The 25,641-nt window shown below is 69.8% G+C and carries 23 protein-coding genes and 1 pseudogene; 12 read left to right on the forward strand and 12 right to left on the reverse strand.

The window, feature by feature from the left end; genetic code table 11:
- Positions 1–236 precede the first annotated feature (236 nt).
- A complete protein-coding gene (locus SB771_RS24760) occupies positions 237–1,133 on the forward strand; it encodes an alpha/beta fold hydrolase (protein ID WP_175662561.1) in 897 nt (298 codons plus the stop codon).
- 32 nt (positions 1,134–1,165) lie between these two features.
- Here the strand turns inward: SB771_RS24760 and SB771_RS24765 are convergent, their stop codons facing one another.
- The gene (locus tag SB771_RS24765; protein ID WP_006754260.1) at positions 1,166–1,657 is read right to left on the reverse strand and encodes an Lrp/AsnC family transcriptional regulator; all 492 of its coding nucleotides are present in this window, start codon (positions 1,655–1,657) and stop codon (positions 1,166–1,168) included.
- A 113-nt stretch (positions 1,658–1,770) separates the two neighbouring features.
- Between SB771_RS24765 and SB771_RS24770 the strand changes: the two genes are divergently transcribed.
- Positions 1,771–2,673, forward strand: a complete 903-nt coding sequence (locus SB771_RS24770) for a DMT family transporter (protein WP_175662560.1) — start codon at positions 1,771–1,773, stop codon at positions 2,671–2,673.
- A gap of 231 nt (positions 2,674–2,904) precedes the next feature.
- On the opposite strand, the gene SB771_RS24775 is transcribed toward SB771_RS24770, so the two are convergent.
- Genes SB771_RS24775 through SB771_RS24795 form a run of 5 tightly spaced genes read right to left on the reverse strand, consistent with a single transcriptional unit; the run spans position 2,905 to position 5,981 of the window.
- On the reverse strand, positions 2,905–3,111 hold the full coding sequence (locus tag SB771_RS24775; protein WP_006754262.1) for a DUF1289 domain-containing protein: 207 nt from the start codon (positions 3,109–3,111) through the stop codon (positions 2,905–2,907).
- Positions 3,108–3,614: a YbaK/EbsC family protein gene (locus tag SB771_RS24780; RefSeq protein WP_006754263.1), complete on the reverse strand. Its 507-nt coding sequence runs from the start codon at positions 3,612–3,614 to the stop codon at positions 3,108–3,110. The genes SB771_RS24775 and SB771_RS24780 overlap by 4 nt, the downstream gene beginning before the upstream one ends.
- Before the next feature lie 22 nt (positions 3,615–3,636).
- Entirely contained in the window at positions 3,637–4,569 is a 933-nt protein-coding gene (locus SB771_RS24785; protein ID WP_105834749.1) for a hydroxymethylglutaryl-CoA lyase, read from the reverse strand.
- A 28-nt stretch (positions 4,570–4,597) separates the two neighbouring features.
- Positions 4,598–5,539 carry a 2-hydroxyacid dehydrogenase gene (locus SB771_RS24790; RefSeq protein WP_175662559.1) on the reverse strand — a complete coding sequence of 314 codons (942 nt, stop codon included), beginning with the start codon at positions 5,537–5,539 and terminating at the stop codon, positions 4,598–4,600.
- A 4-nt stretch (positions 5,540–5,543) separates the two neighbouring features.
- Complete coding sequence (locus tag SB771_RS24795; protein WP_175662558.1) at positions 5,544–5,981, reverse strand: VOC family protein; 438 nt, start codon at positions 5,979–5,981, stop codon at positions 5,544–5,546.
- 392 nt (positions 5,982–6,373) lie between these two features.
- On the opposite strand from SB771_RS24795, the gene SB771_RS24800 reads away from it, so the two are divergent.
- Positions 6,374–6,997 carry an RBBP9/YdeN family alpha/beta hydrolase gene (locus tag SB771_RS24800; RefSeq protein ID WP_175662557.1) on the forward strand — a complete coding sequence of 208 codons (624 nt, stop codon included), beginning with the start codon at positions 6,374–6,376 and terminating at the stop codon, positions 6,995–6,997.
- Positions 6,998–7,049: 52 nt separating this feature from the next.
- Here SB771_RS24800 and SB771_RS24805 read toward each other — a convergent pair.
- Both SB771_RS24805 and SB771_RS24810 read right to left on the reverse strand, forming a co-directional pair.
- Positions 7,050–9,159, reverse strand: a pseudogene (locus SB771_RS24805) (phosphocholine-specific phospholipase C).
- Positions 9,160–9,208: 49 nt separating this feature from the next.
- Positions 9,209–9,493: a hypothetical protein gene (locus SB771_RS24810; RefSeq protein WP_175662556.1), complete on the reverse strand. Its 285-nt coding sequence runs from the start codon at positions 9,491–9,493 to the stop codon at positions 9,209–9,211.
- A gap of 560 nt (positions 9,494–10,053) precedes the next feature.
- Between SB771_RS24810 and SB771_RS24815 the strand changes: the two genes are divergently transcribed.
- Genes SB771_RS24815 through SB771_RS24825 form a run of 3 tightly spaced genes read left to right on the forward strand, consistent with a single transcriptional unit; the run spans position 10,054 to position 14,051 of the window.
- Entirely contained in the window at positions 10,054–10,809 is a 756-nt protein-coding gene (locus SB771_RS24815; RefSeq protein WP_175662555.1) for a (2Fe-2S)-binding protein, read from the forward strand.
- Between the two features lie 18 nt (positions 10,810–10,827).
- Positions 10,828–11,829 carry an FAD binding domain-containing protein gene (locus SB771_RS24820; protein ID WP_175662554.1) on the forward strand — a complete coding sequence of 334 codons (1,002 nt, stop codon included), beginning with the start codon at positions 10,828–10,830 and terminating at the stop codon, positions 11,827–11,829.
- Positions 11,826–14,051 (forward strand): xanthine dehydrogenase family protein molybdopterin-binding subunit, encoded by a 2,226-nt coding sequence (locus SB771_RS24825; protein ID WP_175662553.1) that lies wholly within the window; start codon positions 11,826–11,828, stop codon positions 14,049–14,051. Before SB771_RS24820 ends, SB771_RS24825 begins: the two co-directional genes overlap by 4 nt.
- A gap of 5 nt (positions 14,052–14,056) precedes the next feature.
- On the opposite strand, the gene SB771_RS24830 is transcribed toward SB771_RS24825, so the two are convergent.
- Entirely contained in the window at positions 14,057–14,977 is a 921-nt protein-coding gene (locus SB771_RS24830; protein WP_175662552.1) for a LysR substrate-binding domain-containing protein, read from the reverse strand.
- A gap of 113 nt (positions 14,978–15,090) precedes the next feature.
- Here SB771_RS24830 and SB771_RS24835 point away from each other — a divergent pair, with 113 nt between their 5' ends.
- Together SB771_RS24835 and SB771_RS24840 are read left to right on the forward strand one after the other, a co-directional pair.
- A complete protein-coding gene (locus SB771_RS24835; RefSeq protein WP_175662551.1) occupies positions 15,091–15,729 on the forward strand; it encodes a glutathione S-transferase family protein in 639 nt (212 codons plus the stop codon).
- 144 nt (positions 15,730–15,873) lie between these two features.
- Complete coding sequence (locus SB771_RS24840) at positions 15,874–18,075, forward strand: TonB-dependent receptor (protein WP_175662550.1); 2,202 nt, start codon at positions 15,874–15,876, stop codon at positions 18,073–18,075.
- Between the two features lie 41 nt (positions 18,076–18,116).
- On the opposite strand, the gene SB771_RS24845 is transcribed toward SB771_RS24840, so the two are convergent.
- Positions 18,117–19,403, reverse strand: coding sequence for an MFS transporter (locus SB771_RS24845; RefSeq protein ID WP_175662549.1), 1,287 nt, complete (start codon positions 19,401–19,403; stop codon positions 18,117–18,119).
- Positions 19,404–19,510: 107 nt separating this feature from the next.
- Here SB771_RS24845 and SB771_RS24850 point away from each other — a divergent pair, with 107 nt between their 5' ends.
- Together SB771_RS24850 and SB771_RS24855 are read left to right on the forward strand one after the other, a co-directional pair.
- On the forward strand, positions 19,511–20,557 hold the full coding sequence (locus tag SB771_RS24850) for a LysR substrate-binding domain-containing protein (protein WP_175662548.1): 1,047 nt from the start codon (positions 19,511–19,513) through the stop codon (positions 20,555–20,557).
- Between the two features lie 114 nt (positions 20,558–20,671).
- Positions 20,672–20,881, forward strand: a complete 210-nt coding sequence (locus SB771_RS24855) for a hypothetical protein (protein ID WP_175662547.1) — start codon at positions 20,672–20,674, stop codon at positions 20,879–20,881.
- Positions 20,882–21,032: 151 nt separating this feature from the next.
- On the opposite strand, the gene dapA is transcribed toward SB771_RS24855, so the two are convergent.
- Positions 21,033–21,926: a 4-hydroxy-tetrahydrodipicolinate synthase gene (gene dapA, locus SB771_RS24860; protein WP_175662546.1), complete on the reverse strand. Its 894-nt coding sequence runs from the start codon at positions 21,924–21,926 to the stop codon at positions 21,033–21,035.
- 452 nt (positions 21,927–22,378) lie between these two features.
- Between dapA and SB771_RS24865 the strand changes: the two genes are divergently transcribed.
- Positions 22,379–23,398: a sulfate ABC transporter substrate-binding protein gene (locus SB771_RS24865; protein WP_175657029.1), complete on the forward strand. Its 1,020-nt coding sequence runs from the start codon at positions 22,379–22,381 to the stop codon at positions 23,396–23,398.
- Between the two features lie 244 nt (positions 23,399–23,642).
- Positions 23,643–24,608: an ion channel gene (locus SB771_RS24870; protein WP_105834765.1), complete on the forward strand. Its 966-nt coding sequence runs from the start codon at positions 23,643–23,645 to the stop codon at positions 24,606–24,608.
- 82 nt (positions 24,609–24,690) lie between these two features.
- Here SB771_RS24870 and SB771_RS24875 read toward each other — a convergent pair whose 3' ends face one another.
- The gene (locus SB771_RS24875) at positions 24,691–25,305 is read right to left on the reverse strand and encodes a glutathione S-transferase family protein (RefSeq protein WP_105834766.1); all 615 of its coding nucleotides are present in this window, start codon (positions 25,303–25,305) and stop codon (positions 24,691–24,693) included.
- Positions 25,306–25,641 lie beyond the last annotated feature (336 nt).

Raw genomic sequence — 25,641 nt, forward strand, 5'->3', positions numbered from 1 at the left:
GCGCCGGCTTCGGCATGCATGCTTGGCGGTCGAACGATGCTTCGAGTGTAGCGGCGTAGCGCTGCGCCCATATTAATACGAACGGTCGTGCGATTCTACGCGAGCTTAGCAAACGGCGCGGCGTGGCGACAATCGAGTGAGTGTTCTCTTTCTACGCATTCGGGCCGCTGCCGCGCGCAGCAGCCTGCCGCGCGCTCCTACAATACCCGCCATAACAAACCGACGAGAAACAAACCATGTCGTTTGACGCGTTTGCATCGTTTCGCGTGACGATGCAGGACACCGACATCTTCGGTGTCAAAGGAGGCGCGGGGCCGCCGCTTCTGCTGCTGCACGGCCATCCGCAGACCCACATGATCTGGCATCGCGTCGCCGCGACGCTGGCGAATCACTTCACGGTGATCGCGACCGACCTGCGCGGCTACGGCGCGTCGGGCAGGCCGCCGAGCGACGCGCGGCACGCGCCGTATTCGAAACGCGCGATGGCGGCCGACCAGGTCGCCGTGATGCGGCATTTCGGCTTCGAGCAATTCCACGTGTGCGCGCACGATCGCGGCGCGCGCGTCGCGCACCGGCTCGCGCTCGATCATCCGGCGGCCGTCGAACGGATGATGCTGCTCGACATCGCGCCGACGCTCGCGATGTACGAGAAAACGGATCGTGCGTTCGCGACCGCGTATTTCCACTGGTTCTTCCTGATCCAGCCGGCGCCGCTGCCCGAAACACTGATCGAAGGCCGCACCGATGCGTATATCGAGCGCGTGATGGGCAACCGTTCGGCCGGGCTCGCGCCGTTCGCGCCGGAGGCGCTCGCCGCGTATCGCGCCGCGCTCGCGCAGCCGGGCGCCGTGCATGCGATGTGCGAGGACTACCGCGCGTCGGCGACGATCGACCTCGAACACGACCGCGCGGATCTCGAGCGCGGCAACAAGGTCGCGTGCCCGCTGCGCGTGCTGTGGGGCGAGCACGGGATCGTCGGCCGCTGCTTCGATCCGCTCGACGAATGGCGGCGCGTCGCGCGCGACGTCAGCGGCCGCGCGCTTGATTGCGGACACTACATTCCGGAAGAGGCGCCCGTCGCGCTGATCGACGAGCTGCTCGCGTTCTTCGACGCGCGCGACGCGGCCGCGTGAGCGGCGCCGGCCGCGGCGGGTCGCGCCGACGGTCAGCGGCGTGCGGCGTCGTCTTCGACGAGCGGCGGCAGGCGGCGCGGCACGGGCGTCGATTTCACGATCGCCGTGCTCGTTTCCGCGCGCTCCGTCACCTTCGACAGGATGTCGTCGAGGTGCCCGATCGTGCGCAGGTAGAGCCGGCAGATGAAGCAGTCCTCGCCGGTCACCTTGTCGCATTCGACGAATTCGGGAATCCGCCGCAACACCTCCTCGACCAGATGCAGCTGCCCCGGCAGCGGCTTCACGCGGACGATCGCCTGCAGCGTGTAGCCGAGCGCGCGTGGGTCGAGCTCGACGGTGAAGCCCGCGATCACGCCCTGCGCTTCGAGCCGCCGCACGCGGTCGGCGGTCGCGGGCGCCGACAGCCCGATCTGCCGCGCCAGTTCGCTGGTGGCGATGCGCGCATCCTCGGCAAGCGCCGCGAGGATCGCGCGGTCGGTCGCGTCCAGTGACGCGACGGCGGGCGGGGAAAGGCGTTTCGACATGATCGCTTTGCTTTCGAAGGTGAATCGGTGGTTTCGCTTCAGTTTAGTCGTGGATGCGCGGAAAGCAAGTTCCTAGAATCGAAGTCATCTTCTCTCGTCGAATGGAGTCCCTGATGGCCTCGAACGAAACCCGCCGCGGCGCCGCCGAGATGGTCGTCGCGATGATGATGTCCGGCACGATCGGCTGGCTCGTGATGTCGTCGCAGCAACCGCTCACCAACGTCGTGTTCTTCCGCTGCCTGTTTGGCGCGGCGACGCTCGCGATCGTCTGCGCGGCGCTCGGCTTCCTGCGCCGCGCGCTGTTCTCGCCGCGCATGCTCGCGCTCGCGACGCTCGGCAGCGTCGCGATCGTCGCGAACTGGCTGCTGCTGTTCGCCGCGTATTCGCGCGCGTCGATCTCGATGGCGACCGCCGTCTACAACACGCAGCCGTTCATGCTCGTCGCGCTCGGCGCGATCGTGTTCCGCGAGCGGATCAGCGCATCGACGATCACGTGGCTCGCGCTCGCCTTCGTCGGGCTCGTGTGCGTGGTGCGGGTCGAGCCGGCGGTGCTCGCGGTACCCGGCGAATATCTCGAAGGCGTCGCGTTGTCGCTCGGCGCGGCGTTCCTGTACGCGGTGTCGTCGATCGTCACGAAGCACCTGAAGGGCACGCCGCCGCATCTGCTCGCGCTGCTGCAGGCCGGCCTCGGCATCGTGCTGCTCGCGCCGTTCGCCCACTTCGGCACGTTGCCGGCGACGCCCGCGCAGTGGCTCGATCTCGTCGTGCTCGGCGTCGTGAACACCGGCGTGATGTACGTGCTGCTGTACGGCGCGATCCAGAAGCTGCCGGTCGCGATGACGGGCGCGCTGTCGTTCGTTTATCCGGTCGTCGCGATCATCGTCGATCGCGTCGCGTTCGGACAGACGCTCGCGTGGACGCAGGTGCTCGGCGCGCTGCTGATCCTGCTCGCGGCGGCCGGCGTGAACCTCGGCTGGCGCATCGTGCCCGCGCGTCGCGCGCCGCTCGGCAACTGAAATATTCGTGCGCTTCGGCGGGCTGTTTCGGCTCGTCGCCGGGGCTGTCTGCCGCGCCTGTTGGCGCCGCGTCCGGGAACGCCGATTGCCCGCGAACAAGGCCGCAGGAAGTTGTAGGGAAACACCCGATGCGACGCCGCAGCGTCGCTCGTATGATGCGGCTGTGACGTTGATCACGTTCACAGGATTCCGATCTCATGCCGTTCGCCAGACAGGCCGAACGGCATTTTTTTATGCGCCGCTCCGCGCGAGTAGGCGCCGCCGCGCATCGAGCCGCGCGAGCAGCGCACGCCTCGCGTCGTCGTCCGACGCGCGCCATCCCTTGATCTCGTCGCGCGTGCGCAGGCACCCCGCGCACCAGTCGGTACGCGGGTCGATCCTGCATACGTCGGTGCACGGCGACGCGACCGTGCCGACCACCACCGGCACGTCGCTCATGCGTCGTTCCTCAACGCGACGTCGGCGACCGGCGCGCCCGTCAGCGAGACGAGCTCCTGCGGCGACAGGTTGAACACCGCGTGCGGATGGCCGGCGGCCGCCCACAGGCTGTCGAGTTCGAGCAGGTCGGCGTCGATCAGCGTGACCGGCTCGACGAGATGGCCGATCGGGCAGACGCCGCCGATCGCGTAGCCGGTGTGGTCGCGCACGAACTTCGCATCGGCACGGCCGACCGGGCCGACCTGGGCGGCGACCTTCTTCTCGTCGACGCGGTTCACGCCGCTCGCGACGACGAGCACCGGCAGCCCGTCCGATTCGCGCCGAAACAGGATCGACTTCGCGATCTGCGCGACCGAGCAGCCGAGCCCGGCCGCGGCCTCGGCGGAGGTCTTGCCGGTTTCGGCGAGCATCACGATGCCTTTCGAATGCCCGCGCTCGCGCAGGAGCAGCGCGACGCGTCGCGCGGAATCGGGGAGGGAGTCGAATGAAGTGGGTGTCGTCATGGAGAATCCGTGAGTGGCGGGGTCAGGCGCAGCTCGGCGCGTCGGTCGCGCTCTGCGCCTTGGCGAGCAGCGCGCGGCCGGCGCGCGACACGTTCGCGCGGCCGATCGCGTTCGAGATGAAGTCGCCGGCGGCGACCACCTGCGCGAGGTCGATGCCGGTGTCGATGCCGAGGCCCTGCATCAGGTACAGCACGTCCTCGGTCGCGACGTTGCCGGTCGCGCCCTTCGCGTACGGACAGCCGCCGAGGCCGGCGACCGACGCGTGGAAGATCTCGATCCCTTCGAAGAGCGCCGCGTAGATGTTCGCGAGCGCCTGGCCGTAGGTGTCGTGGAAGTGGCCCGACAGCCGTTCGCGCGGAAACACGCGCGTGACGGCCGACAGCACTTCGCGCGTGCGCTTCGGCGTGCCGACGCCGATCGTGTCGGCGATGTCGATCTCGTCGCAGCCGAGCGCGGCGAAGCGCTCGACGACGTCGACGACCGACGCGACCGGCACCTCGCCCTGGTACGGGCAGCCGAGCGTGCACGACACGCTGCCGCGCAGCCGCACGCCGGCATCCTTCGCGGCCTTCGCGACCGGCTCGAAGCGCGCGATGCTTTCCGCGATGCTGCAGTTGATGTTCCGCTGCGAGAACGCCTCGCTCGCCGCGCCGAAGATCACCACTTCGTCCGCGCGTGCGGCGAGCGCGTTCTCGAAGCCCTTCAGGTTCGGCGTGAGCACCGAGTACACGGTGCCCGCGCGACGCTCGATGCCGGCCATCACGTCGGCGCCGTCGGCCATCTGCGGCACCCATTTCGGCGACACGAACGACGCGGCCTCGATGTTGCGGAAACCGGCGCGCGACAGCCGGTCGACGAGCGCGATCTTCACGTCGGTCGGCACGAAGGTCTTTTCGTTCTGCAGCCCGTCGCGCGGGCCGACTTCGACGATCTTGACGGCGGTGGGGAACGTCATGGTTGTCTCCAGTTTGTGTAGGCGGAATTCAGTAGCCGCGCGCGTAGTCGACGATGCCGCCGACGCGCTCGCCGCGCTCGAGCGCGCGGATCTTGCCCGCGATCTGCTCGACCGCTTCGTCGCGCAGCGTCTCGGCCGAACAGTGCGGCGTGATCGTGATGCGCGGCGCGTGCCAGAACGGATGATCGGCCGGCAGCGGCTCGTGCTGGAACACGTCGAGCGTCGCCGCGGCGAGCTGGCCGCTCGCGAGCGCGTCGAGCAGGTCGGCTTCGACGAGATGCGCGCCGCGTGCGACGTTCACCAGGTACGCACCGGGCGCGAGCCGGGCGAAGGTGCGCGCCGACAGGATTCCGTCGGTATCGCGCGTGCTCGGCAGCAGGTTCACGAGTACCTTCGCACCGTCGATGCATGCGTCGAGCGCGTCGTCGCCCGCGAAGGTGTCGATACCGTCGAGCTGCTTCGGGCTGCGGCTGTAGCCGCGCACCGGCAGGCCGAGCGCGGCGAGCGCGTGCGCGACCTGCGCCCCGAGCACGCCGAGGCCGAGCACCGCGACGGTGAAGCGCGCGCGCGGATGCGGTTCGAGCACCTGCCAGCGGCGCTCGCGCTGTAGCGCTTCGTATTCGTCGAAGCGGCGCAGGTAGCGCAGCACCGCGTGTGTCACATATTCGATCATCTGCTGCGCCATGCCCGAATCCTCGAGGCGCACCAGCGGCACGTCGCGCGGTAGCGTGCCGGGATGCGCGCGCTCGAGCGCGAGCAGCGCGTCGACGCCCGCGCCGAGATTGAAGATCGCGCGCAGGCCGTCGCGCGGCGCGAACAGCTCGCGCGGCGCGCGCCACACGAGCGCGTAGTCGGCGGCGGCCGTGTCGCCCGGCTGCCATGCGCGCAGCTCGGCGTCGGGCAGCGCCTGCGCGATCGCGTCGCGCCATGCGTCGGCTTCCTGGTGCGGCGAGTAGAACAGGATCTTCATGCGCTTACTTCGCGAACAGCTGGCCGATGTCGGCGAACGCCTTGAATTCCAGCGCGTTGCCGCACGGATCGAGGAAGAACATCGTCGCTTGCTCGCCGACCTCGCCCTTGAAACGGATGTGCGGCTCGATCACGAAGCGCGTGTGCGCGGCCTTGAGTTTATCGGCGAGCGCATGCCATTCGTCCATCGACAGCACGACGCCGAAATGGCGCACGGGCACGTTGTCGCCGTCGACCGGATTCACCGCGCTCGCGCCGGTTTCGTCCGGCGCGAGATGCGCGACGACCTGGTGGCCGAAAAAGTCGAAGTCGACCCAGTGATCCGAGCTGCGGCCCTCGGGGCAGCCGAGCAGGCCGCCGTAGAACGCGCGGGCGTCGGCGAGGCTCGATACGGGAAAGGCAAGATGGAACGGGCGCAGCGCGCCGGCGGGCGTAGCGGACATCGGGCGTCTCCTGTCGATCGGCACCGGCGCGGCGGCGCGCGGGTCGAGCCGATGCATGGCAAGCGGGAAGCCCACATTCTACGGTTTCGCGGCGGGTTGCGCCGCCGAGGGGGCGCCAGTGCGCGCGGCGCGGCTCGCATGGGTGGCCGACGGCGGCCGTCCTTGGGTGCCCGTCGCCGGTGGCCATCCGCGGTGGCCTTCGCCGGGTTGCCCGTCGCCGGAGGCCGTCCCCGGGTGCCCATCGCTGGCGGCCGTTCCCGGGCGCCCGTCGCCGGTGGCCGCCCCCGGGTGCCCCTCGCGCGCAGAAGCAAAGCACAAAATATTGGTTCGGCCGCCGCGCGCGGCGCGCCACAATCGAACCTCGTCTCCAAGCAAAGCAAGCGAGGGCAATCATGCGCGCATGCAGCAAATCGGCGTGGCCGCCGCGGCTCGTGACCGTTCCGGGCCTGCACGGCAGCGAAGGCGCCCACTGGCAGACCTGGCTGGAGCGGCAGTTCCCGCGTTCGCTGCGGGTCGAACAGGCCGACTGGGACGCCCCCGATCTCGGGCGCTGGGCGCAGTCGGTGCGCGCGCTGCTCGAACGTGAGCGCGGCCCGTTCGTGCTCGCCGCGCACAGCTTCGGCTGCCTCGCGGCCGCGCATGCGCTCGCGCAATGGCCGCAGACGGCCGACGTCGCGGGCGTGCTGCTCGTCGCACCGGCCAGTCCTAAGAAGTTCACGTTCGCCGGGCCGTTCGACGCGCGCCGGCTCGCGGCGCCGTCGATCGTGATCGGCAGCGAGACCGATCCGTGGATGCCGCTCGCCGATGCGCGCACGCTCGCACAGCGGCTCGGCAGCGCATTCGTGAACCTCGGCGACGCGGGGCACATCAACACCGCGGCCGGCTTCGGCCCATGGCCGCGCGCGAAATATTTCGTCGACACGCTGGTGCATTGCGCGGCGCCGCTGCGCTTTCGCGACGCGGACGACGGCTTCGACGCCGCGCTCGTCGACCGCGCGCTCGCGCACGCGGTCTGACACTCATCGTCACGACGCTGCGCAGCCGGGGCCGCGCAGTGTCGTCGCGCAGTTACGACGCGGAGACGGGCGCCACCGCGGCCGGATCCGAGTAGCTCGGCCGGCCGTTCTCGACGTGACCCGCGAAGCGGCGCGAGAACGTGCCGTTCGCGCCGTCGCTCACCGTAACGTCATACCAGTGGTGGCTCGACGCGAGCGCCCACTGCTCGACGCGTTCGTCGCCGCCGTGCAGCGTCACCTGGCGCGCGGGCGCGCCGTATGCGTTGTCGGCCAGCGTCAGCGTGACGTGGCCTGCGCCATGGTTGCGCAGCTTCAGGTACAGGTTGCCGTTCGCGATGTCGTAGCCGGCTTTCACCTCCGGCTGCGCGTGGTTGCGGCGGCGCGCGGTTGCCGCCGACACGTTGCCCGCGAACATCCGGACGAAGCCGTTCGGCCCGTACACCGAGAACGCATACACGCCGTTCGTCTCCGTCAGGTCGAAATCCGCATGCAGCACGCGGCGCGCGCCGACCGTGTAGCGCCACGGGCCGTCGGTGCGGTTCGTCGCGTACACCTGGAAGTGCGCGCCCTGGTTGCCGCGGTTCGCGAACTCGATGCGCAGCGTGTTGCCGCCGTAGATGCTCGCGTTCACATGCAGTTCGTAAGGCAGCGCGCGGGCGGGCCGCACGCCGGGCTCCTGCGGGACGATCGGCGACGGCGTCGCGGGCACGGTGGGCGCGGGATTGCTGGTCGGCGATCGAGCGGTACTGGCTCGTATCGGGCAGCGACGGAAACGATGCATCCGACGAGCGGAAGTCGAACGCGGCGGTGAGGTCGCCGCACACGGTGCGGCGCCACGGCGTGATGTTCGGCTCGTCGATGCCGAAGCGCTCGCCGATGAAGCGGATCACCGACGTGTGGTCGAACACCTGGGAGCACACGAAGCCGCCTTTCGACCACGGCGACACGACAGTCATCGGCACGCGCGGCCCGAGGCCGTACGGCAGCCCGTCGGCGGTGTAGCTGCCGCCGCGGCCCGGGTTCACGACGGTATGCAGCTCGCCGTCGGTCGTCACGGTCGACGCGCCCTGCGCGGCGGAGGTGGGCGGCTGCGGCGGCACGACGTGGTCGAAGAAGCCGTCGTTCTCGTCGTACATGATGAACAGCACGGTCTTCGCCCATACGTCCGGATTCGACGTCAGCGCGTCGAGGATCTGCGACGTGTAGTTCGCGCCGTACGCGGGCGTGTATTTCGGATGCTCGGAGAATGCGGCGGGCGGCAGCAGCCACGACACCTGCGGCAGCCGGTCGTTGATCACGTCGTCCTTCAGGTTGTCGAGCGTTCGCACCGTCTGCGCGCGCTGGTATAGCGACGAACCCGGCTTCGCGTTGATGAAGTTCGTGAAGTTCTGCAGGATGTTCGTGCCGTAGTTGCCGTTGTACGGGTCGGCCCAGGTGAGCCCCTGCTGGTAGATCTGCCACGACACGCCGTGCGCCTCGAGCCGTTCGGGGAAGGTCGTCCACGACAGCAGCTGATACGCGGGCGGCAGGTCGCCGTCGACGTAGTCGGCGTTGTCGAGCAGCGGGCCGCCGAACTTGCCGGTCGGGTCGACCGTGCCCGTCATCAGATACGCGCGGTTCGGGTGCGTCGGCCCCGGCAGCGAGCAGAAGTAGTGGTCGCACACGGTGAACGCATCGGCGAGCGCATAGTGGAACGGGATGTCCTCGCGCACGTGATAGCCCATCGTCATGTCGGTCTTGTTCGCGGGCCACTGGTCGTAGCGGCCGCCGTCGATCGCCGCGTGGGTCTTCGCCCACGAATGGTCGAGCGCGCCGAGGCACTGCGCGCTGGTCGTCTTCGTGTCGAGCCGAAACGGCAGCACCGGTTTCGTCGGGTCTTCCTTCGACGGCTGGTACCACACCGGCTTGCCGTTCGGCAGCGGGATCGGGAAGCGGTCGTTGTAGCCGCGCACGCCGCGCAGGTGTCCGAAGTAATGGTCGAACGAGCGGTTCTCCTGCATGAACACGACGATGTGCTGCACATCGCGGATCGTGCCGGTGCCGCGCGCGGCCGGAATCGCGAGCGCGCGGCGGATCGATTCAGGGAACGCGTTGAGCGCGACGGCGGCGCCCGCTGACTGTGCGACGGTATGCAGGAAACGGCGGCGGCTGGATGACGTCATGTTGTTTCACCTCGGTTCTGCGATCGGGGACGGGACAGGAGCGGCGGGATCAGTGCGATGAGGACGCAGCGACGCCGGACGCGCCCGCATTCGTCGCGGGCTTGGCGTCGTCGTCATCGTCGGGCGGGTAGTGGACGACGGGCGGCGCGAGCGGTGCGGCTTCCGACGCGGTGGTGCTCGCGCCTGCACCGCTGTTGAATGCGCTCGCCGAGCCGGACGATGCGCCGGCCGGTGGCGAGCCGTCGGCCGTGTGCGCGTCGTGCGGCGCATCGTCGCTGCAGGCGGCGACGAAGGTGGCGGCACACAGAACGACGACGAGGGCAACGCGACGCATGACTTCTCTCCTGGCAGGCGGATCGGGAAACGATTTCCAGTATGCCGGTGCGATGCGACGATTCGGTGAATCGTTTGCAACCGGGGCGTGATCGCGAAAGGCTTTCATGAAGCTGACCGGATGCTTTCGAGAAGCATCGCATGCTCGCATGGTGGAATTTTCCAGCGGACGCGGAGGCCGCGCGTATTTACACGCGTGTGCAATGCGTCGACGGACTCATTGCAATGCCTGCGGTGTGCGCGGCGCGCCGAATGCGATCGGAAATCGGCGGTCGATGCGCCGCGGGTCACGCCCAAAAAGCGGGCGTTTTTGCCACTTTGCCAGCGCACGGTCAGCCACGCGCCAGCGTCGTGCCATGCATGCGTCAAGAAAGGCGGCGCGGCCAGTTTGCCGCGCGTTCGCACCGCGTGTCGATGCCGGCGCCGCGCGTTGGGGCGCTACCCCCACATACCCGCGGCACCGGAATTGCTAATTGCGCCGATGCGCGTGCCGTCGCGCGCGGCCATCCGCGCACGGGCGGCACATCTGCATCCATTCACCCCATGGAGCGAGCAGAAGTCATGTCCAGCGATCGATCCGAGTCCCCGTCCGCCGAACCCGCGCGCGATGCCGGCCCGCCGACACCCGCGCCCGACCATGCAGCGGCGCTGCCGTCGCCGCACGATACGCCGTCGAGTGCCGCACGGCGCCGCTTCTTGCAATCCGCGGCCGCCGCCGCGACGGTCAGCGCCGCATCGCACGTTCATCCGCAGCCCGCACACGCTGCGTCTGGGTCGGCTGCCCCGCACCGCGATCCGGTCCCGGCACAACCGGTTCATCTCGACATCAACGGGCGCGCCTACACGCTGCAGCTCGAACCGCGCGTCACGCTGCTCGACGCGCTGCGCGAATATGCGGGGCTCACGGGCACGAAGAAGGGCTGCGACCGCGGGCAGTGCGGCGCGTGCACGGTGCTCGTCGACGGGCGGCGCATCAATGCGTGCCTGACGCTCGCGGTGATGCACGAAGGCCAGCGGATCACGACCGTCGAGGGCCTCGCGCGCGGTGGCGTATTGAGCTCCGTGCAGCGTGCGTTCGTCGAACACGATGCGTTCCAGTGCGGCTACTGCACGTCCGGCCAACTCTGCTCCGCGACCGCGCTGCTCGACGAGTTCTCGTCCGGGGCCGCGAGCGCCGTTACCGACGATGTGCGGCGGCGCCCGGCGCAGCTGTCGGACGACGAGATCCGCGAACGCATGAGCGGCAACCTGTGCCGCTGCGGTGCGTATCAGAACATCGTCGCCGCCGTGCGCGCCGCGCACGCGGCGCGCGGCTAGCCGACGGAGGGCACCGCAATGGAAGCGATCTCCTACGAACGCGCAACCGACGTCGCCGCTGCCGTGCGCGCGGCGCAGCGGCCGGGCGCGGCGTTCATCGGCGGCGGCACGAACCTGCTCGACCTGATGAAGGGCGGCGTCGCACGGCCCGTCGCGCTCATCGACATCACGCGCATCGCGGGTCTCGACACGGTCGATGCGTTGCCCGGCGGCGGGCTGCGCATCGGTGCGCTCGTGCGCAACAGCGACGCGGCTGACCATCCGCGCATTCGCACCGACTATCCGCTGCTGTCCCAAGCGCTGCTCGCCGGCGCGTCCGCGCAATTGCGCAACATGGCGACCGTGGGCGGCAACCTGATGCAGCGCACGCGCTGTCCGTATTTCTACGATCCGGCGTTCGCGCAATGCAACAAGCGCGCGCCGGGCAGCGGCTGCGCGGCGATCGGCGGCCACAACCGGATGCACGCGATACTCGGCGCGAGCCCGCAGTGCGTGGCGGTGAACCCGTCGGACATGAGCGTCGCGCTCGCGGCGCTTGACGCCGTCGTGCAGGTGAGCGGCCCGCACGGCGCGCGGCAGATTCCGTTCGCATCGTTTCACCGCTTGCCCGGCGATCGGCCCGATCTCGACACGACGCTCGAGCCCGGCGAACTGATCACCGCGGTCGACCTGCCGCCGCCGCGCTTCGCCGACCATGCGCACTATCTGAAGGTGCGCGACCGCGCGAGCTACGCGTTCGCGCTGGTGGCCGTGGCCGCCGCGCTGCGGATGGACGGCCCGCGCATCGCGGAGGCGCGCATCGCGCTCGGCGGCGTCGCGCACAAGCCGCTGCGCGCGACGGCCGCGGAACGGCATCTCGCGGGGCGCGCGCCGACCGATGCCGCGCTGCGCGAGGCGGCCGCGCTCGAGCTGCGCGATGCGCAGCCGCTTCAGGGCAACGGATTCAAGGTCGCGCTCGCGCAGCGCGCGATCGTGCGCGCGGTGACCCTCGCCGCCGGCGCGACGGGAGGTGCCGCATGAACACGTTGACGGGACAGCCGCTCGACCGCGTCGACGGCGAACTCAAGGTGACGGGCGGCGCGCGTTACGCGGCCGAGTTTGCCGATGCGCGGCTCGCGCATGCGGTGCTCGTGACCAGCACGATTCCATCGGGACGCATCGAGTCGATCGACACGGCGCGCGCCCGCGCGATGCCGGGCGTGCTGCTCGTGATGACGCACGAGAATGCGATGCGGCTGCCGAACGGCGGCCGTCCGCCGCTGTCGCCGCCCGCCGGGCGCCGGCTCACGCTGCTGCAGGACGACGCGGTGCGCTACAGTAACGAGCCCGTCGCGGTCGTCGTCGCCGACACGCTCGAGCACGCGACCGACGCCGCGAATGCGGTGCGCGTGCGCTATCGCGCGAGCGGTGCCGCGCTCGATTTCGCACGCGAGAAGGGCGCCGCACGCGTGCCGCCGAAGCAGCAGGGGCGCGCGATGGACACGCAGCGCGGCGACGTCGACGCGGGCCTGCGCGAAGGCGCGGTACGCATCGACGCGACCTACACGACGCCGATGCAGCATCACAACCCGATCGAGCCGCACGCGACGATGGCGCACTGGGACGGGCCGACGCTCACGCTGCACGATGCGACGCAGGGCGTGTCCGGCGCGAGCACCGCGGTGGCCGCGGTCTTCGGTATCGCGCCGGAACAGGTCCGCGTGATTTCACCGTTCCTCGGCGGCGGTTTCGGCTGCAAGGGATCGTCGTGGTCGCACGTGTCGCTGTGCGCGATGGCCGCGAAGCAGGTCGGTCGCCCGGTCCGGCTCGCGCTGACGCGGCCGCAGATGTTCGGCCCGGTCGGCGGCCGGCCGTTCACCGAACAGCGCATCGTGCTGGCCGCCCGCCACGACGGCACGCTGACCGCGATGCGCCACGACTCGATCGTCACCACGTCGACCTTCGAGGACTGGACGGAGATGTGCGGGATGCCGTCGCGCATCATGTATGCGGTGCCGAACCAGGCGACCACGCACCGGATCGTGGCGCTGAACGTCGGCACGCCGACGTTCATGCGCGCGCCCGGCGAGACGCCCGGCTCGTTCGCGCTCGAATCGGCGATGGACGAACTCGCGTGGCGGCTCGGGATGGATCCGGTCGCGCTGCGGCTCGCGAATTATGCCGAGGTCGATCCTGAGGACGGCAAGCCGTGGTCGAGCAACAAGCTGCGCGAGTGCTACCGCGTCGGCGCGCAGCGCTTCGGCTGGTCGCGCCGCACCGGCGCGCCGCGCACGATGCGCGACGGCGACACGCTGATCGGCCTCGGGATGGCGGCCGCCACGTATCCGGCGAACCGCAGCGAGGCGGCCGCGCGTGCGCGCATCCTGCCGGACGGCACGGCCGAAGTGGCGTCGGGCACGCAGGACATCGGTACCGGCACCTACACGGTGATGACGCAGGTCGCCGCCGATGCGCTCGGCTTCGCGCCGCAACACGTGCGTTTCGTGCTCGGCGATTCGAGCCTGCCGCGCGCGCCGGTGTCGGGCGGCTCGCAATCGGCGGCGAGCGTCGCGCCGGCCGTGCGCGAGGCCGCCCTGCAGGCGCGCGCGAAGCTGATCGCGCTGGCGATCGCCGATCCGGGCTCGCCGCTGCACGGCGCGGCGGCCGACGACGTGACGGTCGACGACGGCTGGCTCGTGCATCGCGGCGACCCGTCGCGGCGCGATCCGGCCGCCGCGGTGATCGCGCGGGCGGGCGGCCATCCGATCGACGCGCAGGCGACGGCGAAGCCGGGCGACGAGAAGTCGCGCTATGCGTCGCACTCGTTCGGCGCGGTGTTCGCGGAAGTGCACGTCGACGCCGAACTCGGCACGATCCGCGTGCCGCGCATCGTCGGCGTGTACAGCGTCGGCCGCGTGCTCAATGCGAAGACCGCGCGCAGCCAGCTGCTCGGCGGGATGGTGTGGGGGCTCGGCACGGCGCTCGAGGAAGGTTCGCATCTCGACGTGCGGCACGGCCGCTTCACGAATGCGAACCTCGCCGAATATCACGTGCCGGTGAATGCGGATATCGGCGAGTTCGACGTGACCTTCGTCGACGAGAGCGACACGCATTTCAATCCGCTCGGCATCCGTGGCATCGGCGAGATCGGGATCACCGGCGTGCCGGCCGCGATTGCCAACGCCGTCTATCACGCGACCGGCGCGCGCGTGCGCGATCTGCCGATCACGCTCGACAAGGTGGCGATGCCGGCGCGGGCCTGAGCGCGTCAGCGTCGCGGCGTCCTGCGCCGCACTTCGCTGCGCAGCCAGTCGAGCCACGTGCGGATCGCCGCTTCGTGCGGATGGCCGGGGCGCCACACCACGTAGTGCGCATACACGTCGGTCACGCGCACCGTCGACACGCGCACGAGCGTGCCGGCCGCGAGTTCGGGTTCGATCAGCGAGCGGCGCGCGAGCGCGACGCCGCGTCCTTTCAGCGCCGCGTCGATCAACGCGTTCGCATCGGTGAAGCGCGGCGCGCGCGCGGATTCGACGAGGTCGAGGCGCGCGGCCTGGAACCACGGTTCCCACGGCTGCGCGGGGTGGCGCAGCAGGGTCGCGCGCACGAGATCGGCTGGCGTGCGCGGCGCGATGCCGTCGCGATTGCGGTACGCGGGGCTCGCGACCGGAAACACCGTCTCGTTCATCAGCTTCTCGGCGACGACGCCCGGCCAGGTGCCGGGCCCGTAGCGCAGCGCGACGTCGATGCGGTCGCGCTTGCGCAGCGGCGCGAGCGCCGCGTCCGGATGCAGCGCGATCGCAATGTGCGGATGCGCGGCCGCGAAGCGCGGCAGGCGCGGCGCGAGCCAGCGCTCGGCGACGCTCGGCAGCACGCTCGCGTTCAGCGTGACGTCGCAGGTGCGCGGGCGGTCGCGCACGGCGAGCGCCGGCTCGAACGCGCGTTCGAGCACGCTCAGGCCCTGGCGCACCTGCAGCACGAGCGCATGCGCGGCATGCGTCGGCGTGGCGCCGTTGCGCTCGCGCGTGAACAGCGGGTGGCCGAGCTGCGCCTCGAGCGCGCGGATGTGCTGGCTGACCGCGCCCTGCGTGAGCGCGAGTTCGTCGGCCGCGCGCGTGAAGCTCTGCAGCCGCACGGCGGCTTCGAACGCACGCAGCGTCTGCAGCGGGGGAAGGTGGATGCGTCGCATCACGCATTAGTAGCACTAATGCCCGAGCACGACAATTCATCGTTTGTGGCGGCCGGCCGCGCGCTCCTACACTCGGTTCCGTCTTTCAACGAGTCCACCGGGCAACGCCATCCATGAACGCATATCGTCTCTACCTTTCGCCGGGCGCGTGTTCGCTCGCCGCCCACATCGCGCTCGAGGAAACCGGCGCGCCGTTCGACGTCGAGATCGTGTCCGTGCGCGAGCGGCAGAATCTCGACGCGCGCTATCTCGCGATCAATCCGAAGGCACGGGTGCCCGTGCTCGCGATTCCCGGCGAGCCGCGTGTGCTGACCGAAACGCCCGCGATCCTCACGTATCTCGCGCGCCGTCATCCGGACGCGCGGCTGCTGCCGCTCGACGATCCGCTGCGCGAGGCGCGCTGCCACGAATGGCTCGCCTGGCTGGTCGGCTGGGTGCACGGCGTCGGCTACGGCACGCTGTGGCGGCCGGGGCGCTTCATCGGCGATCCCGCGCTGCACGGCGCGATCAGCGCGCACGGGCGCGGGCTGATCGACGCCGCGAACGCATCGATCGAAGCCGCGCTCGCCGACGGCCGCACGTGGGCGGAGCCGGGCGGTCATTCGATCGTCGATCCGTTCCTGCTGGTGCTGTATCGCTGGGGTGTCGCGATCGGGCTCGACATGACGCGGCATCCCGCGTGGACCGCGCATGCGCAGCGCGAGGCCGAGCGGCCGGCCGCTCGGCGCGCGCTGGCGCGCGAGCAGGTCTGACACGCGGCCGCGGCTGGCCGGTCGGTTGAATGGTCGCTTCGTTCGACGGTTCATTCGGATAACGAAGTTCGGACGTGTCCAATTGCCCCGTCGCGCCCAATCCATTGTAATGAGAATCATTCGCAACAATGGAGTGGAATAAACATGAGCCGTTGCATCCAGTCGCGCGCGACGCCGCCGCGCCGCGCGAGCGCGTCCGTCGCATTCGCGATGATGACCTGTGCGGCCGCGCCGGCCTGCGCGGACGAGGGCGAGCCGCGGCATGCGCCGCACCTGAGCCCGATCTTCGTTCACGGCGAGCGCGACGCGGGTTCGCGCGTCGACCGCTCGGGCTCCGCCAAATATGCGACGCCGCTGCTCGACGTGCCGCAGACGATCACCGTCGTGCCGCGCGTGGTGCTCGACGAACAGCAGGCGCTGAGCCTGCGCGAGGCGCTGTCGAACGTCGCGGGCATCACGTTCAACGCCGGAGAGGGCGGCGGCGGTTCGGGCGACATGTTCAATATTCGCGGCTTCAGCGCGAATGCGAATATGCAGATCGACGGGCTGCGCGACAGTGCGCAGAACAATCGCAGCGACCTGTTCAACATCGAGGCGGTCGAAGTGATCAAGGGGCCGAACTCGGTATTCGGCGGCGCGGGCACGACGGGCGGCTCGGTGAACCTGGTCACCAAGACCCCGAAGGCCGGCGCGTCCACGGAGGCCGGCACGATGCTCGGCACGTCGGGCTATCGCCGCGTGACGCTCGATGCGAACCGGCCGCTGCCCGGCACCGACGATCGGGTGGCGTTCCGCCTGAACGCGATGGCGCACGTCAACGAAGTGCCGGGCCGCGACGACATCCGCAAGCGGCGCTGGGGTGTCGCGCCGTCGCTCGCGTTCGGTCTCGGCACGCCGACGCGCGTCACGCTCGGCTATTTTCACCAGTACGACAACAACCTGCCCGACTACGGGCTGCCGGCGCACAACGGCCAGGTGCTGGCCGGCGTGTCGCGCGACAGCTATTTCGGCTGGCGCAATCTCGATCGCGAGCGCATCACGTCGGACGCGTTCACCGTGAAGGCCGAACACGATGTGTCGTCCAGCCTGAAGGTGCAGAACCTGAGCCGCTATGCGCACCTGAATCGCGACACCGTGATTTCCGCGTCGCACGTGAACCTGCAGGGGCTGCCGCCCGGGCGCTACAAGCCGGCCGGGCCGCAGGGCTACGGCCGCGATGCGTCGACCGCGATGTGGGCGAACCAGACGAACATCACGAGCGAGTTCGCGACGCTCGGGATCGGGCACACGCTCGTCACCGGCTTCGAGATCTCGCGGGAAACGTACGGCCGCACGACCTATTCGTACGGGCTCAACCGGTTCTATCCGGCCGACGGTTTCGCGCTCGCCGCGCCGCCGGGCCTCTGGCAAGGGCCCGCGCGGCGCCAGGACAGCGCGCGCAACGACACGGCGCTCGTCGTGAAGGCGCTGTACGCGTTCGACACGATCTCGCTCGGCCGTCATTGGGACGTCGACGTCGGGCTGCGGCACGACTGGATCGACGGCTGGGCGGAAAGTACGCCGGCCGGCAAACCGACCGAGCGCGCGGAGAGCGGCGACCGTCATCTGAGCACGCGCGCAGCCCTCGTGTTCAAGCCGACCGATAACGGTCGCGCGTATTTCGCCTATGGCACATCGTTCAACCCGTCCGCCGAATTCCTCGTGACCACCGGCTCCGGCGTGAGCGCGGCAACCGGCGCGCTCGCCCCCGAGAAAAACGAGAGCTTCGAGCTCGGCGCGAAATGGGAAGGGCTCGCGGGCATCGCGCTGAACGGCGCGCTGTTCCAGACCGAAAAGAACAACGCGCGCGAACGAATGGCCGACGGCGGCTACGCGCTCGTGGGCCGGCAACGCGTGCGCGGCGTCGAGCTCGGTGCCGCCGGCAAGGTGACGCCGCGCTGGGACCTGTTCGCGAACTACACGTATCTGGCGAGCGTCACGCTCAGCTCGCCGGCCACGCCGCGCCGCGAGGGCCAGGCGCTCGGCAATACGCCGCGGCACGCATTCAACGTGTGGACGACCTATCGGTTGCCGGCGGGCTGGACGGTGGGCTACGGTTCGCACTTCGTCGGCCGGCGCAACGTGACGTCGCAAGGCGACGGCCAGCTTGGCGCGTACTGGGTGCACAGCCTGATGGCCGGCTACGAGGTGAGCCGCCGGCTGCGCTTCCAGCTGAACGTCGACAACCTGTTCGATCGTGCCTATGTCGAACGCGTGCGGCAGGTGTCGGGGAGCGAATCGCGCTCGTCCGCGGTCGAGCTCGGCGACGGCCGCTCGGCGATGCTGTCGGCCGTGTACACGTTTTGAAGGCCCGTGCGGATTCGGCAAACCGGTGCCGCGCCGGCCCGCTAGCGTGCAAACAGCGGGTACGTCGCGCCCGCGATCAGCGCGGCGGCGAGCCAGACCACGCTCCACGAACTGACGGCGAGCAGCGGCGGAATCGCGAGCGGCGTGGCGAACAGCCCGAGATAGACGATCGTGTTCGCCATCCCGAGCGCGGTGCCCGCATGGTTCGCGCCCGCGAGCGTCGCGAGTTCGGTGTACGCGACGCCGTGCCATGCCGACACGCAAATACCGGCGAACACGAGAATCGCGACGATCGCGGCGAGCGGCACGTGCGGGCTGCCGGCGGTGGCCGCCGCGAGCAGCGCGAACGATCCGGCCGCGACGCACACCGACCCGCGCAGATACGCGCGCCGGTTGCCGTGCCGGTCGGTATGACGACCGCTCCAGACCCGCATCACCATCGCGCCGACCTGCAGCGCGACCATCGCCGCGCTGATGCCGGCGAGGCCGAGCCGGCCGAAATCGTGCAGGAACACGGTCGCGAACGTGAGCACCGCGAACTGCGGCGCACACAGCGCGCCGATGCCGAGCACGATGCGCCACACGCGGCCGCTGGCGAGCGGGCTGCGCGCGGCTGCGGCCGGCGGTTGCTGCGTGGCGGGGGGGTGCGCGGTGGGGCGGTGCGCGGTGGGGCCGTGCGCGGCGGCCGGCGCGTCGGGCGGTTCGTGCAGCCAGCGCCACGTCAGCGCGGCCGATCCGGCACACAGCAGCATCAGCGCGCCGTACACCGCGGCGAAGCCGGCATGCGACGCGAGCGACGGCAGCAGCGCCGCGCCGACGCCGCCGCCGAGCGGCACGGCCGTCTGGCGGATGCTCATCGCGAGGCCGCGTTCGCGCTCGCCGAACCAGCGCATCACCGCGCGTCCGCTCGAGCCGTTCACGCTGCCGCCGAGCAGGCCGACGCAGCACATCGCCGCGACGACGCGCATCAGCGGCGGCACCGCGTGCGTGCTCGGGACGATCGTGATCACCATCAGCGCCAGCATCGCGGCCGTCGCGACGAGGCCGGTGAGCAACACGCGGCGGTCGCCGAAACGGTCGGCGGCGATCCCCCACGGCAGCTCCGACAGCGCGACGCCGAAGCCGAGCGCGCCGAGCACGAGGCCGAGCGCGCCGTTGTCGAGGTGGTAGGCCGAGCGCATCCACACGGCGGTGGTCGGAATGCCGGCCGCGGCGGCGGAAAAGCTCATGTTCGCGGCGACGCCGGCCGCGAGCACGCGCCAGCGATGGGCCGGGCCGCGCGCGTCGTGCGCGCGCGAGGACGGGGAAGCGAGGCAGGAGGTATCCATGGCGACAAAGCCCGTTCGGAAATTGACATCGCCAGTGTGGCGACCTACATTCATCCTGAAAATCGGAAAGTTTTTGATGAATCGTTCGATAAAACGGGATGGTTGAAATGTCCGGACAAGACAATGCCTACGGCGCGGCGTCGCTCGCGGCACCCGATGCCACGCTGGCCCGGCCGAACTTCGACGTCGCGGCGTTGCGCAGCCTGGTGGCGGGCGTGGATCTCGGCAGCTTCGCGAAGGCTGCCGATCGCGTCGCGCGTTCGTCGTCGGCGGTGAGCGCGCAGATCCGCAAGCTCGAGGAGCAGGCCGGCACGCCGCTGTTCGTGAAGGCCGGGCGCGGGCTCGCGCTGACCGACGCCGGCGACGCGATGCTGCGCTATGCGCGCCGGATGATCGAACTGAACGACGAAGCGGCCGCGGCCGTGCGCGGCGTGAATCTCGACGGTTGGGTGCGGGTCGGCCTGCAGGAGGATTTCGGCGAAGCGATCCTGCCCGACGTGCTCGGGCGGTTCGCGCGTGCGCATCCGAAGGTGAGGATCGAGGCGCGCGTCGCGCGCAACGCCGAGCTGCTCGAGCGGCTCGACGCGAACCAGCTCGATCTCGCGCTGGTGTGGGGCGACCCGGCGTCGGCGACGCTCGTGTCGCGCGCGGGCATCGACAGCGACGCGATCGCGCAGGTGCCGATGCAGTGGATCGCGGCGGTCGGGGCGGCGGGTTTCGGCGTGCCGGACGGCGGCGGCCCGGCGGATGCGGCCGACGACGGCGATGCGAGCCTGCGTGTGATGCGCGCGTCGGGCGAGCCGCTGCCGCTCGTCGTGTTCGACCGGCCGTGCCGGTTCTTCGGCGCGGCGACCGACGCGCTCGACCGCGCGGGCGTGCCGTGGCGCGTCGCGTTCACGACGCCGAGCCTGGCCGGGCTGTGGGCCGCGGCGGCAGCCGGCCTCGGGCTGACGGTGCGCTCGCATTATGGGCTGCCCGCGTCGGTGCGCGTGCTCGACGCGGCGTCGTTCGGGCTGCCGGAACTGCCGAGCCTGCCGCTGATGCTCCTGCGGCGCACGTCGTCGGCGACGCCGACCGTCGAGCGGCTCGCGCGGATCGTCACGCAGGCGGTGCGGGACGCGACGCAGGCAGAGGTGGCGATGCTTGCGGCGTAACGGAACGTTCCGAAGCAGCGGCTCGGTATGCGTCGGCACGCCTCTGCCGATCGGCCGAATGGAGCGATCAGGCGAACGGGACTACAGTGATGGACACCTGAAACGGAGGTCATCATGCAAGACGCGAACCTGCCTAACGGCATTGCGATTGGTCCTTCGCAGCAAGGCGACGTATCGAGCCCGGCTGACGATACTCACGTCGATTCAGTCGGGTCGGCGAAGGTGCCCATTCGCTTCGGCGTTTTAGAAGGTCAGGCGTGGATCGCGGATGATTTCGACGCACCGTTGCCGGCGTATCTGCTGGATGCGTTCGAGGGACGCTGATGCGCCTGTTGCTCGATACGCACATCTTCTTGTGGATCGTGACCAACGACCCGAAGCTTAGCGCGCGGGCGCGCGAGCTGAACTGATCTCGGGCGCGGATGAGCGCTTCGTCAGCAGCGCCCATTGTCCGAGCCGCGCGTCGCGTCGCGGCCTATGCGACGGCGCTGGCCGGCGCGATTACCCCGAGCGTGGCGAGAATTTCGGCCAGCCTCCCCCGCAACCCGTCGCTCGCCGGCACGAACGGCAGCCGCAAGCCGTCCTCGCACCACCCCTGCGCGGCCAGCACCGCCTTCACCGGGGCCGGATTCGGCTCCGCGAACAGCGCCGCGACCAGCGGCTGCAGCGCGACCGACAGCTCGCGCGCGTCGGCGAGCCGGCCGTCGCGCAGCAGCGCATGGATGCGCACATGCCATTCGGGCAGCACATGCGCGCTGCTCGCGATCGCGCCATGGGCGCCGGCACACAGCGCGGCGAAGTTCTGGTTGTCGTCGCCGGAAAGGATCGCGAGCGGCGTGTCGTGCACGAGCCGGCTCATCCGGTCGAGCGTGCCGCCGCATTCCTTGATGCCCGCGACGCGCGGGTCGCGCGCGAGCGCCTGCAGCGTCTCCAGTTCGACGTTCACGCCGGTGCGGTACGGGATGTTGTAGACGAGGACCGGCAGGTCGGCCGCGTCGACGATTGCTTCCACGTGGCGGCGGATGCCGTCCTGCGTCGGCCGAACGTAGACGGGCGGCGTGACGAGCAGCCCGTCGGGCCGCAGCGCGGCGAGCTCGCGTGCGCGGGCGGCCGCGAAGTGCGTCGCGCTCGCGGTGAGCCCGACGACGACGGGCAGATCGGGCACCGCGTCGCGCAGCGTCGCGAACACGGCGTCCTGTTCGCGCGCGTCGAGCAGCACGCCTTCACCGGTTGTCGCGCCCGCGACGAAACCCGCGATACCGGCCGCCGCATAGTGGCGCGCGAGTCGCGCGAGCGCGCCGTGGTCGACCTCGCCGTTATGGAACGGCGTGATGATGGGCAGCCAGATACCTTCGAAACGTGTGTGCATGCAAAGCCTCATGGTGGAAACGGAGTGGGAAGGAACCGTTCCGCCGGCGATGGGCCGGAGCGAGGCGTGCGAGCAAGGAAAAGAAACGACCTGCGGGCATCCCGTCCGGCATTCGCCTGACGGGACGCGACGTCCCCGTCAGTCGAGGAGTCGTTTTTTCAGTTTCAGCCCGGCCGCGCGCGCACCTGCCGCGATGGCGGCAAGGATCGACGACGAGCGCAGGGCAGCGGACATGGATGAACCGTGAAAAGGGCTGAGCGGCGATCTTAACATCGGATCCGGCGCGCACGCGAGCGCGCATGCGCCGGTTAGCAGAATTCGAGATTTGCTTTCCACGACAGATTGGAAGGCGCGCGACGCCCGGCCGCTAGAATGCCCGCTTACGTTTCGATGACAGCGCGCACGCGTGCCGTCACGCACCTTCAACACCACTGGACACGGGGCATATCACGATGGCAAGCATCAAGGGGATCGGTCGCTGGCTGCACACGGGCACCGCGGCGGCGCTGGTCGTGGCGGCAACGGCCGCGCACGCGGACACGTCGATCCTGAACGTGTCGTACGACGTGACGCGCGAACTGTACAAGGACATCAACTCGGGCTTCGCCGCCGCGTACAAGCAGCAGACCGGCGAAACCGTGACGATCAAGCAGTCGCACGGCGCGTCGAGCGCGCAGGCGCTATCGGTACTGCAGGGGCTGCAGGCCGATGTCGTGACGATGAACCAGCCGAACGACATCGACCTGCTCGCCGAGCGCGGCCAGTTGCTGCCGAAGGACTGGCGCGCGCGCTTCCCCGACAGCAGCTCGCCGTACTCGACGACGATGGTGTTCCTCGTGCGCAAGGGCAACCCGAAGGCGATCCGGGACTGGAGCGACCTCGCGAAGCCGGGCGTGCAGGTGGTCATCGCGAACCCGAAGACGTCCGGCAACGGCCGCTACGCGTATCTCGCCGCGTGGGGCTACCAGAAGCAGAAGGGCGCGACCGACCAGCAGGCGCTCGACTTCGAGAAGGCGATCTTCCGCAACGTGCCGGTGCTCGACTCGGGCGGCCGCGGCGCGACGACGACCTTCACGCAGCGCGGCATCGGCGACGTGCTCGTCACGTTCGAGAACGAAGTCGCGTTGATGGACACGGGTGCGTCGGGGGCGGAATTCGACGCCGTGTACCCGTCGGCGAGCATCCTCGCGGAGCCGCCCGTCGCCGTCGTCGACAAGGTCGCCGACAAGAAGGGCACGCGCAAGATCGCGCAGGCGTATCTCGACTACCTGTACACGCCGCAGGCGCAGGAGATCATCGCGCAGCACCATCTGCGTCCGCGGGACGCGAACGTGCTGAAGAAGCATGCGGCTGAGTTCAAGCCGCTGAAGACGTTCAGCGTCGAGCAGGTTTTCGGCAGCTGGGCGAACGCGCAGAAAACCCACTTCGCCGACGGCGGCACGTTCGATCGCGTGATCGTCGACCGCAAGTAGGCACGCCGCACGCCGCGCGCGTGCCGGCAGGATGACCGCGCAGCCGGCCGCCGATGCGGCCGGCTTTTTTTCGCGCCGGCGCGCGCAAGGCCGCTGCGCATCGCTCGCGACGCACGCGCAACGCCGCTACGCATCGCTCGCGACGCACGCGCAACGCCGCTACGCATCGCCCCGCATCGCTGCGCATTCCCCGCCGCCGCCCCGCGTGCTACGCTCATCGCCTTCTTGCTTCCGGCCTCGCGCGATGAACGTCGATTCGTCCTCCCCAGCTTCCCGCGGCCGTGGCCGCAAGCTCTGGTCGGGCACCCGCCCCGTTGTCGCATACGGGATGCCGCCGCTGGGCTGGCGCGACCTCTATCACCGTGCGCTGACGGTGAGCTGGCCCGTATTCTTCCTGTCGCTCGCGATACTGTTCCTGCTGCTCAACGGCGGCTTCGCGGCGCTCTACCTGCTTGGCCACGACGCGATCGCGAACCAGTCGCCGGCCGGCTTCGTCGGTGCGTTCTTCTTCAGCGTCGAGACGCTCGCGACGGTCGGCTACGGCGACATGCATCCGCAGACCGTCTACGCGCACGTGGTCTCGACCTTCGAGATCTTCATCGGGATGTCGGGCATCGCGCTGGCGACCGGGCTCGTGTTCGCGCGGTTTTCGCGGCCGCAGGCGAAGATTCTGTTCGCGCGGCTGGCGATCGTGCGCCCGCTGAACGGGCGGATGACGCTGATGGTGCGTGCCGCGAATGCGCGCCAGAACGTCATCGCCGAAGCGCAGGCGAAGCTGCGGCTGATGCGCGTCGAGGGGACGCACGAGGGTTACACGCTGCGCAAGATCCATGACCTGCCGCTCGTGCGCAGCGAGCATCCGATCTTCCTGCTCGGCTGGAACCTGATGCACGTGATCGACGAAACGAGCCCGCTGTTCGGCGAGACGGCCGAATCGCTCGCCGCGCGCGACGCGACGCTGCTGATCACGATCGAGGGCTCGGACGAGACGACCGCGCAGGTCATGCAGGCGCGCTACTCATGGACGCATGCGGACATCCGCTGGCGTCACCGCTATGTCGACCTGATGCATGACGAAGACGGCATCACGCATATCGACTACACGCATTTTCACGAGGTCGTGCCGGTCGACGCCGAGAGCGACGAACGCGGTTCGCCGGGCGTGATCGAGAGCGGCCCGGCGGCGCAGGCGTCCGGGCCCGCTGCATGACGTTGGCGACCGGCGCTAACGGGCGCCGGTGCGCGGATGCGGCCGCCGCAACCGCCGCCACCGACCGCGCGCCGCGCACGCGTCACGGATGCAGCAGACGTGACGCTTCACGTTGTTCGACCGCCATCGCGCGGCGGTGGCCGTCGCGATCCTCGGCGCGTGTGACGTAGTCGCCGAGCACGCCTTCGTGCGGCAGCAGATGCGCGTCGAACGCGATCTTCAGCGTGCTGGCGAGCAACAGGTCGGCCGCGGTGAAGCGGTCGCCGACGAGCCAGCGGCTGTGAGCGAGCGTTTGCGCGAGCGCACGTTGCACCCGCGTGATGTTGCCCCAGCCGAACGCGACGGGGTTGCCCGACGCACCGGTGAATTTCTCGGCCATCGCCGGTTCGAGGCAGGTGGGCGTGAAGAACATCCACTGCAGGAAGCGGCCGCGCAGCGGATCGTCCGGCGCGATGCCGAGCCCGGCGCCCGGGCAGCGATCGGCGAGATAGAGCAGCACCGCGCCCGATTCGGCGAACGGCTCGCTGCCGTCGTCGAGCGCGGGCAGCTTGGCCATAGGATTGACCTGGACGAACGCGTCGCTGCCCTGTTCGTGCGAACGCAGGTCGATCGGCACGAGCTCGTAGACGGCGCCGATTTCCTCCAGCATCCACAGCGCCCGGAATGCCCGGGTTTTGGGCCAGTAGTAGAGCTTCATCGCGCCTCCGCTTTTGGATGTGCGTGTCGGTTCGGGGATGCTCAAGCGTACCCGAGCGGGAGAGGTTCGGACAGGGGCGGGCGGTGCGCGCGGCGGATCGTGGCTCGGTGGCGGACGGCGCGGCGCGCGGGTTCGATCGGTTGGGAATGGGCGGGGAGTTTCCCGCAGAGCCCCGTTCGACGGTAGTTCATGACTTAACTAGTCATAAATTAACTAGTTATGAATCGATGAAAGATTGCTCGGCTAAAAACGAGCGCGACTGCAGGGTTATGGCGACCTTTGAGCCGCGTCTGCGCACCGGCGCATGAGCCCCGGACGATGGTCGTGGACGGACAA

Source organism: Burkholderia sp. SIMBA_051 (genome assembly GCF_046534915.1).
Classification (GTDB): Bacteria; Pseudomonadota; Gammaproteobacteria; order Burkholderiales; family Burkholderiaceae; genus Burkholderia; species Burkholderia ambifaria.